This is a genomic window from Klenkia marina (genome assembly GCF_900101025.1).
Lineage (GTDB): Bacteria > Actinomycetota > Actinomycetes > Mycobacteriales > Geodermatophilaceae > Klenkia > Klenkia marina.
Genome location: NZ_FMUH01000002.1, coordinates 75,289 through 87,463, shown reverse-complemented (window position 1 = coordinate 87,463; position 12,175 = coordinate 75,289). Strand labels below are relative to the sequence as shown.

Below are 12,175 nucleotides of genomic sequence, written 5' to 3'. Positions count from 1 at the left end.
AGCAGGTCGGCCTCCCCCACCGGTGATCGACCTCCTGCCGCCCGACGGGTCGGGCACGGCCCTGCTGGTGCTGCTGCTGGCCGCCTTCGCCGCCGGCTGGGTCGATGCCGTCGTGGGCGGCGGCGGGCTGGTGCAGCTGCCCGCGCTGTTGCTGGTCGGCGGCCTCTCGCCGCTGCAGGCCCTGGCCACCAACAAGCTGGCCTCGGTCGCCGGGACGACGACCAGCGCGCTCACCTACCTGCGGCGCACCGGCACCGACCTGCGCACTGCCGCACCGATGGCCGCCGTCGCCTTCGTGCTCAGTCTGCTCGGGGCGTCGGTGGCCGCCCGGCTGCCCGCGGCGGCGATCAAGCCGGTCATCGTGGTGGCGCTGGTGGTGGTCGCGGCGGTGACCGCGCTGCGACCGTCGATGGGCGACCTGCCCCGGCCGCGGCGCGAGGCGCTGGCGCACTACGGACTGGCCATGGTGCTGGCCGCGGCCATCGGCTTCTACGACGGCGTGCTGGGCCCGGGCACCGGCACGTTCCTGGTCATCGGGCTGATCGCGGTGGTCGGCTACGACTTCCTGCGGGCCAGCGCCACCGCCAAGGTGGTCAACGTGGCCACCAACCTGGGTGCGCTGGCGTTCTTCCTGCCCACCGGCGCGGTGCTGGTGGGGCTGGGCCTGCTCATGGGGCTCGCCAACGTCGCCGGGGCCTACCTGGGCGCCCGCATGGCGATCGCTGCGGGCAACCGGTTCATCCGGGTCGTCTTCCTGGTGGTCGCGTCCCTGCTCGTCGTCCGGCTGTCCTACGACGTCTGGTCCGACCACCACGGGTGACCATCCGGGGCGACGACGCACGCAGGTTACGGGGTTCTCGCCCTCTCCGGCACCCCCCAGAGGGCGAGAACCCCGGAGTCGATCGTCCGTGACGGGTCAGCGGGGGTAGACGGCGACCTCGGAGGCCTTGACCGACGCCCAGACCGGCGCACCGGGCAGCAACCCCAGCTCGGCGAACGCCGTGGCCGTGACGTCGGCGGTGAGCGGCACCTCGCCGTCCAGGTCACAGCGCACGGTCGACCCGTGCGGGGTCGCGGCGACCAGCGTGGCCGGCCAGACGTTGCGCGGGCTGCCGTCGGGACGCGCCAGGTACAGGGACACGGTCCCGGGCCGGACGGCGACGAACACCGGTCCGGTGGCGTCCTCCCCCGTCGCCACCCGGCCACCGCCGTCCAGCTCGACGACCGTGCCGGTCGCCGTGCCGGGCAGCAGCGACAGCCCGACCAGCCGGGCCACGTAGTCGGTGCGCGGGGTGCGGGCGACCTCGGCCGGGGTGCCCTCCTGCACGACCCGGCCGTCCTCGACCACCACCACGCGGTCGGCCAGCGCCATCGCGTCGACGGGGTCGTGGCTGACCAGCACGGTGCAGCCGGCGAACGCCGCCAGGTGCCGCCGCAGCTCGGCGCGCACGGTCAGCCGGGTGCGGGCGTCCAGCGCGCTCAGCGGCTCGTCGAGCAGCAGCAGCCGGGGCTCCCCCACCAGCGCCCGGGCCAGCGCCGCCCGCTGCGCCTGGCCACCGGACAGCTGGGTGGGCCGCCGGTCGCCGAACCCCTCGAGCCCGACCCGCTGCAGCCACTCGTCGGCCGTGCGGCGGGCCTGCGCCTTCGCGACGCCGCGGGTGCGCAGGCCGAAGGCCACGTTGTCGGTGGTGGACAGGTGCGGGAAGAGCAGGTGGTCCTGGAACACCATGCCGAGCGGGCGCTCGTGCGCGGGCACGTGCTGCTCCGGGGAGTCCCAGAGGTCGTCGCCGATGGTCACCCGGCCGCCGTCGGGGACCAGCAGACCGGCCAGCACGCGCAGCACGGTCGACTTGCCGGCTCCGTTCGGACCCAGCACGGCCAGCACCTCGCCCGGTGCCACCGCGAGGTCGACGTCGACGAGCAGGGTCCCCCGCCGGACGACGACGTGCGCCCGCAGCGTCACGACGGCACCGCCGACCGGCCCAGCCAGCGGTCGCGCAGCAGCAGCAGCGTGGCCAGGGAGACGAACAGCAGCACCAGCGACAGCACGATCGCGCCCTCCGGGTTGCTCTGCAGCGCCAGGTACACCGCCAGCGGCATCGTCTGGGTCGTGCCGGGGAAGTTGCCGGCGAAGGTGATGGTGGCGCCGAACTCGCCCAGCGCCCGCGCCCAGCAGAGCACCGCCCCGGCGGCCACACCGGGAGCGACCAGGGGCAGGGTGACGCGGCGGAACGTCGTCCAGCGGTCGGCGCCCAACGTCGCGGCGGCGTCCTCGAAGCGGGCGTCGGCGGCGCGCAGCGCACCCTCGACGCTGATGACCAGGAACGGCATCGCCACGAACGTCTCGGCGATCACGACCGCCGTGGTGGTGAACGGGATGGTGTAGTCGAAGGTCTCGTACAGCCAGCGGCCGAGGATGCCCTGCCGGCCCAGCACCAGGAACAGGGCGACACCGCCCACGACCGGCGGCAGCACCAGCGGCACCGTGACCAGCGCGCGCAGCACCGAGCGGCCTCGGATGGTCGAGCGGGCCAGCACCCAGGCGATCGGCACCCCGAGCACCAGCGACACGAGGGTGGCCAGGGTGGCGCTGAGCAGCGACAACCGCAGCGCCTGGCCGACCGCGGGCTGGGTCAGCTGCGGCCACAGGTTCGACCACGGTGCCCGGACGAGCAGGCCGAGGAGCGGCAGCACCAGGAACGCAGTGCCCAGCAGCGCCGGGACCAGCAGCGGCAGGGGCACACCGGGCCCGCCGTGGCGGCCGCGGCGACGGGTGCGGTTCAGGACGACGGGCTCCGGAACCCGGCGTCGGTGAGCGCCTGCTGGCCGGCGTCGGACTCCACGAGGTCGACGAACGCCTGCGCCGCCGCCGGGTTCTGCGACCCGGTGAGCGTGCAGATCGGGTACTCGTTCACCGCGTCCTCGGCCTCGGGGAACTCGATGCCCTCCACACCGTCGCCGGCGCCCTGCACGTCGGAGGCGTAGACCAGCGCCGCGTCGACCTCGCCGAGCTCGACCTTCGTGAGCGCGGCCCGCACGTCCTCCTCCAGGGTGTCGGGCTGGGCGGTGATGCCGGCGGCGGTGAACACCTGCTCGGCGGCCGCGCCGCACGGCACGTCGGGCGCGCAGATCGCGATGGTCCGGTCGGCGTCGCCGAAGTCGGCCAGCCCCGTGATGCCGCCCGGGTTGCCCGGCGGGACGGCGATCTCCAGCACGTTCTCGGTGAACACGGTCGGGTCGCTGCCGTCCAGCGAGGCGTCGGTGACCACGGTCATCTGCTCCCGGTTGGCGCTGGCGAACACGTCGGCCGGCGCGCCCTGGGTGATCTGGGTGGCCAGCGCCGAGCTGCCGGCGAAGTTGAACGTGACCTGCAGGTCGGGGTTCTCGGCCATCAGCTGGTCGCCGAGCTCGGTGAAGACGTCGGTGAGCGACGCAGCGGCGAAGACGGTGAGCGTGCCGGTCAGCTCCCCGCCGCCGCTGGACGAGGCGGCCGACGACGTCGATGCGGTGTCGGAGGACCCCCCGCCGCACGCGGTGAGGGCGAGCAGGCCGGCGACGGCCAGGGCGGGGAGGGCGCGCAGCCGCACGGGGGTGCTCCTTCGAGGGCTCACGGGACGTCGACGCTGACCTGGGTGGCCTTGACGGTGGCGACGGCGCGGACGCCGATCTCGAGCCCCAGCTCGTCGGCGGCCTCGCGGCTCATCAGCGAGACCATGCGGTAGGGCCCGCACTGGATCTCGACCTGCGCCATCACGGTGTCGCGCACGACCCGGGTGACGATGCCGGTCAGCCGGTTGCGGGCGCTGGACCCGCTGGTGGTGCCGGGGGCGGGCGCCTCGTGCAGCTCCTGGGCCACCCGGGCGAGGTCGGCGCCGTCGACCTGCGCCGGCCCGCCGGTGCCCCGGGAGGCCCCGAGCCGGTCGCCGTCGATCCAGCGGCGGACGGTGTCGTCGCTGACGCCGAGCAGCTGGGCGGCCTCAGCGATGCGGTAGGTGGCGCTCACGACGCGCACCCTATCCGCACCCGCGGGTCCTGCGGACCCTGAGGCCCGCGAGTGCGGCTAGCGGAGGCCGTGGAAGAGGTCGTCGTGCACGTCGGCGGACGTCCGGGCCGGCCGGGCCTGCACGAACGCCTCGTGCCCCATCGCCGCGGTGAACACCTCGGGCGGCAGCTTGAGGAAGAAGATGTTCTCGGCCTGGCTGGCGTGCGCGGCCAGCGCGCCCCGCTTGGCCTGCGCGAACGCGGTGACGTCGACCTCGACGGCCACCTCGTCGTCCTCGACGCCCATCGCCGGCATCTCCTCGCCCGCCGCGGGCTCGGGGAACTCCTCGCCCGCCTCGCGCATCAGCTCGCCGAAGCGGGCGAAGTCCGAGCGGCGCACGGTGCTGTAGTAGAACCGGGCGTCCGAGCCCGCGGCGTCGAGGGCGGCGACGGTGATCCGGTGGGCCTGGATGTGGTCCGGGTGGCCGTAGAAGCCGTTCTCGTCGTAGGTGAGGACGACGTCCGGGCGGTGCTGGCGGATCAGCTCGGCCAACCGCGCGACCGGCTCGTCGAGGGGCGTCGTCCAGAAGGCGCCCTCGGCGTCGTTCTGCGGCCAGCCCATCATGCCGCTGTCGTGGTAGCCCAGCTGGTGGGCGTGGGTGATGCCGAGGATGCGGCAGCTCTCGGCCAGCTCGGCCTCCCGCAGCGCGACGACCTCGGCGGTGGAGTGGCCCTCCTCGCCCGGCTTGACGGTGCCGCTGTCGCCGAGCGCGCCGTCGGTGCAGGTCACGAGCACGGTGGTGACGCCCTCGGCGGCGTACTTGGCCAGCACACCGCCGGTGGACGTCGCCTCGTCGTCGGGGTGGGCGTGGACGGCCATGAGCACGAGCGGTCGGGTCACGCCGCACAGTGTGGCCGGAACCCGATCGGCCCTTCACCTGGGCGTCGTTTGAGGGTGGTTCGAGCCGGGGCAGCAGGTGCTCGTGACCGACTCCGGCAGGGCCTCGTGACCAGCGCCAGCACCATTTCCCGCGCCCCGTCGGAGCCATTGCCGGACGTCGCCGGTCGCCGGCCCACGGCCGGGGCGACCGCCGGGGTGCGCACCCGCCGGATCCGCGAGCGCTCGCGCGAGCTGCTCGGGGTCGCCGACGCCGCTTTCCGGCCCGGCCAGGAGGCCGCGCTGCAGGCGGTCTGCGCCGGGCAGGACACCCTCGCGGTGCTGCCCAGCGGGGCCGGCAAGTCGCTGGTCTACACCGTCGCGGGCGAGCTGCTCGACGGACCGGTGGTGGTCGTCTCGCCGCTCATCGCTCTGCAGCACGACCAGGTGCAGCGACTGACCGACCTTGGTCTCAGCGCGGCGCTGCTGAACTCCGCGGAGTCGGCCACCGACCAGCAGGCCGCCCTCGACGGCCTGCGTGACGGATCGGTCCGCTTCCTCTTCCTCGCCCCCGAGCAGCTCGCCCGCGCCGAGGTGGTCGCCGCGCTGCGGGCCACCGTGCCGGCCCTGTTCGTCGTCGACGAGGCGCACTGCGTCTCGGCCTGGGGCCACGACTTCCGCCCCGACTACCTGCGACTGGGGGCCGTGGTCGAGCAGCTGGGCTCCCCCACCGTGCTGGCGCTCACCGCGACCGCCGCCCCGCCGGTGCGCGCCGAGATCACCGAGCGGCTGCGCATGTCCGACCCCGCCGTCGTCGTCGCCGGCTTCGACCGGCCCGAGATCCGCATCGAGGTCGAGCACCACGCCGACGCCGACCACAAGACCGCCGCCTTGCTCGACCGCGCCGTCGCCGAGGCCGCGCACGGCACCGGCATCGTCTACAGCGCCACCCGCAAGGGCACCGTCGAGCTGGCCGACGCCCTGGTGGCGCGGGGCCTGCGCAGCCGGCCCTACCACGCGGGGCTGGCGAAGAAGGAGCGTGAGGACGTGCAGCGGGCCTTCATGGCCGACGAGCTCGACGTCGTCGTCGCGACCACCGCCTTCGGCATGGGCATCGACAAGCCCGACGTCCGCTTCGTGCTGCACGCCGAGCCCGCCGACTCCGTCGACAGCTGGTACCAGGAGATCGGCCGCGCCGGTCGGGACGGCGAGCCGGCGGTCGCCGTCCTGTTCTTCCGGCAGGAGGACCTCGGGCTGCGCAAGTTCTTCGCCGCCGGGGTGCCGGCCGAGGAGGACCTGCAGCAGATCGCCGGGCTCGTGCGCGCCGGGGCCGCCGCCGGCGCCCGGGTCGACGTCGCCGCGCTGCGCGAGGAGACCGGCAAGGGCGCCAGCCCCATCACCAAGGACCTCAACCTGCTCGACCAGGTCGGTGCGGTCCAGCTGGACGACGACGGCACGGTCACCCCGGCCCCCGACGGCCCGGCGCCGGGCCCGGCAGCCACCGCCGCCCGCGAGCTGGCCGAGCACCGGCAGCGGGTCGACGCCAGCCGGGTGGAGATGATGCGTGGCCTGGCCGACACCACCGGGTGCCGGCGGCAGTACCTGCTGGGCTACTTCGGCGAGGAGCTCGCCGAGCCCTGCGGCAACTGCGACACCTGCTCGGCCGGCACCGCGTGCGCCGCGGCGCCCGCCGACGGGGAGTTCGCGGTCGACACGGCCGTCGAGCACAGCGAGTGGGGCCCGGGCGTGGTCATGCGGACCGAGGGCGACCGCATCGTGGTGCTCTTCGACCAGGCCGGGTACCGCACGCTGGCCCTGGCCGCCGTCCGCGAGCACGACCTGCTCCGCCCCCGCGCCGCCTGACCCGGCACATGTCGATCATGCAGATCGGCCACGGCGCCGCGCCGCGTACCGGTGTACCGGCGTTGCCGTTCTGCATGATCAACGGCGGGATGGGCCGGTCGGCCGCGCTGGTGTGATCCCGGCTACGGTCGCGGCATGGACTTCGCGCTGTCGGCCAAGGCCGAGGACGTCACCGGCCGCCTGTGGGACTTCATGCGGGAGCACGTCTTCCCGGCCGAGGCGGCCTACCACGCCTGGCGGCACGAGCGCGGCCACGACGACCACTCGTTGCCGCCGGTGGTCGAGGAGCTCAAGGCCGAGGCGCGCTCGCGCGGGCTGTGGAACCTGTTCCACCACGAGCTCGCGGGGCTGTCGAACCTCGAGTACGCCTCGGTCGCCGAGATCACCGGCTGGTCGCCGGTCATCGCGCCCGAGGTGATCAACTGCGGGGCGCCGGACACCGGCAACATGGAGACGCTGATGCTGTTCGGCACCCCCGAACAGAAGCAGCAGTGGCTCGAGCCGTTGCTGGCCGGGGAGATCCGGTCGGGCTTCGCGATGACCGAGCCCGACGTCGCGTCGTCCGACGCCCGCAACATCTCGACCTCGATCGTGCGCGACGGCGACGACTACGTGATCAACGGCCGCAAGTGGTGGATCACGGGTTCGGCCGACGAGCGCTGCGCGATCTTCATCGTCATGGGCAAGACCGACCCCGACGGCCCGGCGCACCGGCAGCAGTCGATGATCCTTGTGCCGCGCGACACCCCGGGCCTGGAGATCGTGCGGCACCTGCCCGTCTTCGGGTACCAGGACCAGCACGGGCACTCCGAGCTGCGGTTCACCGACGTCCGGGTGCCCGCACGCAACATGCTCGCCGGTGAGGGCGACGGCTTCATGATCGCCCAGGCCCGGCTCGGCCCGGGTCGCATCCACCACTGCATGCGGGCGATCGGCATGGCCGAGCGGGCGCTGGCGCTGATGGTCAGGCGCACCCAGGACCGGGTCGCCTTCGGCCGGCCGCTGGCCGAGCAGGGCACCGTGCGCGAGCAGATCGCGCTGTCGCGCATCGAGATCGACCAGGCCCGGCTGCTGGTGCTCAAGACCGCCGACCTCATCGACAAGTACGGCGCCAAGGGCGCGCGCACCGAGATCGCCGCGATCAAGGTGGCCGCGCCGAAGGTCTGCCTCGACGTCATCGACCGGGCCATCCAGGTGCACGGCGGCGCCGGCGTCAGCGACGACACCCCGCTGGCCGAGTTCTGGGCGCACGCCCGCACCCTGCGCATCGTCGACGGCCCCGACGCCGTGCACATCCGCTCGGTCGCCAAGGAGGAGCTCGCCCGCGAGCGCCCCTACGCGGGGTGACGCCGCCGGGTCAGGGCGTCTGGGCGCGCTTGACCAGGAACCCGCCGACCGCGCCGAGCACCAGCGCGACGGAGATCTGGGCGATCGCGACCGCGGACTCGTCGCGGGAGAACCAGGTGGGGCTGGAGATCAGCAGCACGACGGCGACGCCGAGCAGCAGGAGCCCGACCAGGCGCTCGCGGCGGGCGTTGCGGGTGCGGGGCTCGGCCATGCGCCCAGCCTAGGAGCCCGCCCACCTCGCCGAGGCGAGGGAGCCCTTCCACCACGATCGCGGCCTGCGCGTGGTGGAGGGGCTCCCTCGCCTGGTGGGGGAACGGGTCAGCGGACGCCGAGCAGGTGGTCCATCGCCAGCTGGTCCAGGCGCTCGAAGGCCATGCCGCGGCGGGCCATCGCCTCGACGTCGAAGCTCTCGGCGCGCACGTCGGCCAGGGTCTCGCCCGCACCGATCGTCGGCTGGGAGAGCTCGGCCACCCGGGAGGCGGCCAGGGCCTCCTGCACCTCGGGGTCGGCCCGGAACGCGGCGGCCTTCTCCTTCAGCACCAGGTAGTTGGCCATGCACGCCCGCGCCGACTCCCAGACGCCGTCGACGTCCTCGGTGCGCGGGGGCTTGTAGTCGAAGTGCAGGTAGCCGTCGTAGCCCATGGTCTCGAGGGTGTCGACGGTCCAGAAGGCCCCGCGCAGGTTGCCGGCGCCGAAGCGGAGGTCCTGGTCGTAGCGCGGACCGTGCTGGCCGTTCAGGTCCACGTGGAACAACTTGCCGTGCCACAGCGCCTGGGCGATGCCGGCGGCGAAGTTCAGCCCGGCCATCTCCTCGTGCCCGACCTCGGGGTTCAGGCCGACCATCTCGCTGTGCTCGAGCTCGGAGATCAGCGCCAGGGCGTGCCCGATGGTGGGCAGCAGGATGTCGCCGCGGGGCTCGTTCGGCTTGGGCTCGATGGCGAACCGCATGTCGTAGCCCTGCTCCTTCACGTAGGAGCAGAGGGTGTCCATGCCCTCCTTGTAGCGCTCGAGCGCGGCGCCGATGTCCTTCGCGCCGCCGGACTCCGCGCCCTCGCGACCGCCCCAGAACACGTAGGTGGTGGCGCCCAGCTCGGCGGCCAGGTCGATGTTGCGGGCGGCCTTGGCCAGCGCGTACCGGCGCACGTCGCGGTCGTTGGCGGTGAACGCGCCGTCCTTGAACACGGCGTGCCCGAACAGGTTGGTCGTGGCCATCTCGACCCCCATGCCGGTCTCGGTCAGCGCGCCCTTGAAGCGCTCGAGGACGGCGTCGCGGGTGCTGTCGTCGGGCACGAGGTCGTCGTCGTGGAAGGTGACGGCGGCGGCGCCCAGCTCGGCGAGGCGGTGCACGGCCTCGACCGGGTCCATCGGCTCGCGCACGGCGCCGCCGAACACGTCGACGCCCTGCCAGCCGACGGTCCACAGGCCGAAGGAGAAGCGGTCGGCGGGGGTGGGGGTGCGGGTCATGCGGGAGCCTCCAGCAGGGGGACGGACGTGGGGTTGTCGAACACCGGCTGCAGCGCGACGTGCGCGCCGCCCCGGACGGCTGCGGTGAAGCCGAGGGTGGACAGGACCACCCGGTCGGCGTCCTCGACCCGCTGGGCCAGAGCGGCCCGCAGCGGGTCGAGCAGGAACTCGCCGACCTCGGCGAAGTACCCACCGAGGACGACGACGGCGGGGTCGAACAGGGCGACCAGGACGGCGGCGCCGACACCCAGCCCGGTGCCGATGCCGGCGAGGGCCTCCAGCGTGCGGGCGTCGCCGGCGCGGGCGCGGGCGACCACCTCGGCGAGGCGGTCCTCCAGGTCGCGGCCGGGGTCGCGCAGCGGGTCCCCGGGGTCCGCGGCGGCGCGCAGCAACGCGGCCAGCCCGACGACGGTCTCCCAGCAGCCCGTGCGCCCGCAGCCGCAGACGGCGTCGCCGGGGGTCAGCGCCAGGTGCCCGACCTCGCCGCCGACCCCGGTGCTGCCGCGCAGCAGCTGCCCGCCGGTGACCACGCCGCCGCCGACGCCGACCTCTCCGGTCAGGTAGACCAGGTCGGCGACGTGCGCGTGCGGACCGGCGGACACCTCGGCCAGCGCCGAGAGGTCGGCGTCGTTGGCCACCGTGACCGGCAGGCCCTGGTCGGCGAACCCGGCGGCGACGTCCGTCCCGACCCAGCGGGGCAGGTTGGGGGCGGTGCGGACGACGGCGCCCTGCACCTGGCCGGGCACCGCGACGGTCAGCCCGACGGCCGCCGCGCCCTGGCCCGCGCGGACCTCCGAGACCAGGGCCGAGGCCCGGGCCAGCACCTCGGCGGGGGCGAGGGCGGCGACGTCGAGGGCCAGGCGGGTCTCCCGGCGCACGGTGCCGGTGGGGTCGAGGGCGAGCGCGGCCAGGTAGTCGACGTTGACCTCGACCCCGATGCCGCAGAACCCCCGCCCGTCCAGCTCGACCAGGGTGCTCGGTCGACCCACCGAGCCCGGGCGCACGAGGGCTCCCTCGACCACCAGCCCGCGCTCGACCAGCTCGGCGACCAGGCTGGACACCGTGGCCTTGGTCAACCCGGTGTCTGCGGCCAGCCGGGCACGGCTGCGGGGGCCGCCGTCGCGCAGGCAGGCGAGGACGGCGGCGAGGTTCGCGCTGCGCACCTGCCCCTGCGTCTGCACTCGACCACTCCCATTCGTTCGGTCTCTGCACTATTGTCTGGATCACGCTCCCTCGTCAACAGGAGGTCCCCGTGCCGTTCGTCGCCGGTGTGGACAGCTCGACCCAGTCCTGCAAGGTCGTCGTCCGCGACGCCGAGACCGGGGCACTGGTCCGCGAGGGCCGGGCCGCGCACCCCGAGGGCACCGAGGTGCACCCGCGCGCCTGGGGCGCCGCGCTCGACGAGGCGGTGGCCGCGGCCGGCGGGCTCGACGACGTCGCCGCGCTGAGCGTCGGCGGCCAGCAGCACGGCATGGTCTGCCTCGACGACGCCGGCGAGGTCGTGCGCCCGGCGCTGCTGTGGAACGACACCCGCTCGGCCGGGGCCGCCGCCGACCTGGTGACCGAGCTGGGCGGCGGGCAGGCCTGGGCCGACGCGGTGGGCATCGTCCCGGTCGCCTCGTTCACCGCGTCGAAGCTGCGCTGGCTGGCCGACCACGAGCCCGACCACGCCGACCGCACCGCCGCCGTGTGCCTGCCGCACGACTGGCTGACCTGGCGGCTGGCCGGGTCGCGCGGCCTGGAATCCCTGGTGACGGACCGGTCCGACGCCAGCGGCACCGCCTACTGGTCGGCGCCCACCGGTGAGTACCGCCGCGACCTGCTCGAGCTCGCGCTGCGCGGCCGCTCGCCGGTCGTCCCGCGGGTGGCCGGGCCCGCCGAGGTGGTCGGCCGGGCCGGTGACGTGCTGCTGGGCCCCGGCGCCGGCGACAACGCTGCCGCGGCACTCGGGCTGGGGGCGGGGCCCGGCGACGTCGCCGTGTCGCTGGGGACGTCGGGCGTGGTCACCGCGGTGTCCGACGTCCCGGCCGGCGACCCCACCGGCACCGTCGCGGGGTTCGCCGACGCCACCGGACGGTTCCTGCCGCTGGTCTGCACCCTCAACGCCGCCCGGGTGCTCGACGCCGCCGCCGCGATGCTGCGGGTGTCCCTGGACGAGCTCGCCGAGCTGGCCCTCAGCGCCCCCGCCGGCGCCGACGGGCTGGTGCTCGTGCCCTACCTGGAGGGCGAGCGGACGCCGGACCTGCCGCACGCCACCGGCTCGGTGCACGGCCTCACCCTGCGGACCTCGACCGCCGGGCACTGGGCCCGGGCCGCCGTGGAGGGCATGCTCTGCGGCCTGGCCGACGGCATCGACGCCCTCCTCGCCCAGGGCGCCGTCGTCGAGCGGGTGCTGCTGGTCGGCGGGGCCGCACGGTCGCGGGCGGTGCAGGAGATCGCCCCGGCGGTGTTCGGCCGGCCGGTCGTCGTCCCCGAGCCCGGTGAGGCGGTCGCCGGCGGCGCCGCCCGGCAGGCGGCCTGGGTGCTGGGCGGCGAGCTGCCCTCGTGGGCGGCCGCCGGCACCCGCACGGTCGAGGCCGACCCGACGCCCGCCGTCCGCGAGCGCTACGCCGAGGTCCGGGGCCGCACCGACGGTCAGTGAGG

At 74.9% G+C, this 12,175-nt stretch carries 12 protein-coding genes and 1 pseudogene; 4 read left to right on the top strand and 9 right to left on the bottom strand.

The genetic code is table 11. The annotated features are described in order from the left end of the window. The first annotated feature begins 22 nt into the window (after positions 1-22). Complete coding sequence (locus BLP29_RS05635) at positions 23-820, top strand: TSUP family transporter (RefSeq protein ID WP_207798332.1); 798 nt, start codon at positions 23-25, stop codon at positions 818-820. A 96-nt stretch (positions 821-916) separates the two neighbouring features. Here the strand turns inward: BLP29_RS05635 and BLP29_RS21990 are convergent, their stop codons facing one another. The 6 genes and pseudogenes from BLP29_RS21990 to BLP29_RS05610 all read right to left on the bottom strand — a co-directional run bounded on the left by BLP29_RS21990 (position 917) and on the right by BLP29_RS05610 (position 4,882). Further along, complete coding sequence (locus BLP29_RS21990; RefSeq protein ID WP_481268992.1) at positions 917-1,372, bottom strand: TOBE domain-containing protein; 456 nt, start codon at positions 1,370-1,372, stop codon at positions 917-919. A 120-nt stretch (positions 1,373-1,492) separates the two neighbouring features. Next, positions 1,493-1,930, bottom strand: a pseudogene (locus BLP29_RS21985) (ATP-binding cassette domain-containing protein); the annotation flags it as partial. A 29-nt stretch (positions 1,931-1,959) separates the two neighbouring features. Beyond that, entirely contained in the window at positions 1,960-2,742 is a 783-nt protein-coding gene (locus BLP29_RS05625) for an ABC transporter permease (protein ID WP_207798331.1), read from the bottom strand. Positions 2,743-2,780: 38 nt separating this feature from the next. Next, entirely contained in the window at positions 2,781-3,587 is an 807-nt protein-coding gene (gene modA, locus BLP29_RS05620) for a molybdate ABC transporter substrate-binding protein (RefSeq protein ID WP_092801112.1), read from the bottom strand. A gap of 20 nt (positions 3,588-3,607) precedes the next feature. Beyond that, positions 3,608-4,003 carry a TOBE domain-containing protein gene (locus tag BLP29_RS05615; protein WP_092801109.1) on the bottom strand — a complete coding sequence of 132 codons (396 nt, stop codon included), beginning with the start codon at positions 4,001-4,003 and terminating at the stop codon, positions 3,608-3,610. A gap of 57 nt (positions 4,004-4,060) precedes the next feature. Continuing rightward, a complete protein-coding gene (locus BLP29_RS05610) occupies positions 4,061-4,882 on the bottom strand; it encodes a PIG-L family deacetylase (RefSeq protein ID WP_207798330.1) in 822 nt (273 codons plus the stop codon). A gap of 105 nt (positions 4,883-4,987) precedes the next feature. Between BLP29_RS05610 and BLP29_RS05605 the strand changes: the two genes are divergently transcribed. Both BLP29_RS05605 and BLP29_RS05600 read left to right on the top strand, forming a co-directional pair. Continuing rightward, a complete protein-coding gene (locus BLP29_RS05605; RefSeq protein ID WP_243469723.1) occupies positions 4,988-6,721 on the top strand; it encodes a RecQ family ATP-dependent DNA helicase in 1,734 nt (577 codons plus the stop codon). A gap of 135 nt (positions 6,722-6,856) precedes the next feature. Then, complete coding sequence (locus BLP29_RS05600; RefSeq protein ID WP_092801106.1) at positions 6,857-8,068, top strand: acyl-CoA dehydrogenase family protein; 1,212 nt, start codon at positions 6,857-6,859, stop codon at positions 8,066-8,068. 10 nt (positions 8,069-8,078) lie between these two features. Here BLP29_RS05600 and BLP29_RS05595 read toward each other — a convergent pair whose 3' ends face one another. From BLP29_RS05595 to BLP29_RS05585, 3 genes are all read right to left on the bottom strand, one after another. Next, entirely contained in the window at positions 8,079-8,279 is a 201-nt protein-coding gene (locus BLP29_RS05595) for a hypothetical protein (RefSeq protein ID WP_092801103.1), read from the bottom strand. Positions 8,280-8,386: 107 nt separating this feature from the next. Further along, complete coding sequence (xylA, locus tag BLP29_RS05590) at positions 8,387-9,532, bottom strand: xylose isomerase (protein ID WP_092801100.1); 1,146 nt, start codon at positions 9,530-9,532, stop codon at positions 8,387-8,389. Then, positions 9,529-10,695, bottom strand: a complete 1,167-nt coding sequence (locus tag BLP29_RS05585; protein WP_243469722.1) for an ROK family transcriptional regulator — start codon at positions 10,693-10,695, stop codon at positions 9,529-9,531. The genes xylA and BLP29_RS05585 overlap by 4 nt, the downstream gene beginning before the upstream one ends. Positions 10,696-10,784: 89 nt before the next feature. Here BLP29_RS05585 and xylB point away from each other — a divergent pair, with 89 nt between their 5' ends. Then, positions 10,785-12,173: a xylulokinase gene (gene xylB / locus BLP29_RS05580; RefSeq protein WP_092801094.1), complete on the top strand. Its 1,389-nt coding sequence runs from the start codon at positions 10,785-10,787 to the stop codon at positions 12,171-12,173. Positions 12,174-12,175: the final 2 nt, after the last annotated feature.

Excerpts from the sequence above, each read along its gene's own strand:
- BLP29_RS21990 (WP_481268992.1), bottom strand. The coding sequence starts at position 1,372 with ATGGCGCTGGCCGACCGCGTGGTGGTGGTCGAGGACGGCCGGGTCGTG.
- BLP29_RS05600 (WP_092801106.1), top strand. The coding sequence starts at position 6,857 with ATGGACTTCGCGCTGTCGGCCAAGGCCGAGGACGTCACCGGCCGCCTG.
- BLP29_RS05595 (WP_092801103.1), bottom strand. The coding sequence starts at position 8,279 with ATGGCCGAGCCCCGCACCCGCAACGCCCGCCGCGAGCGCCTGGTCGGG.
- xylA (WP_092801100.1), bottom strand. The coding sequence starts at position 9,532 with ATGACCCGCACCCCCACCCCCGCCGACCGCTTCTCCTTCGGCCTGTGG.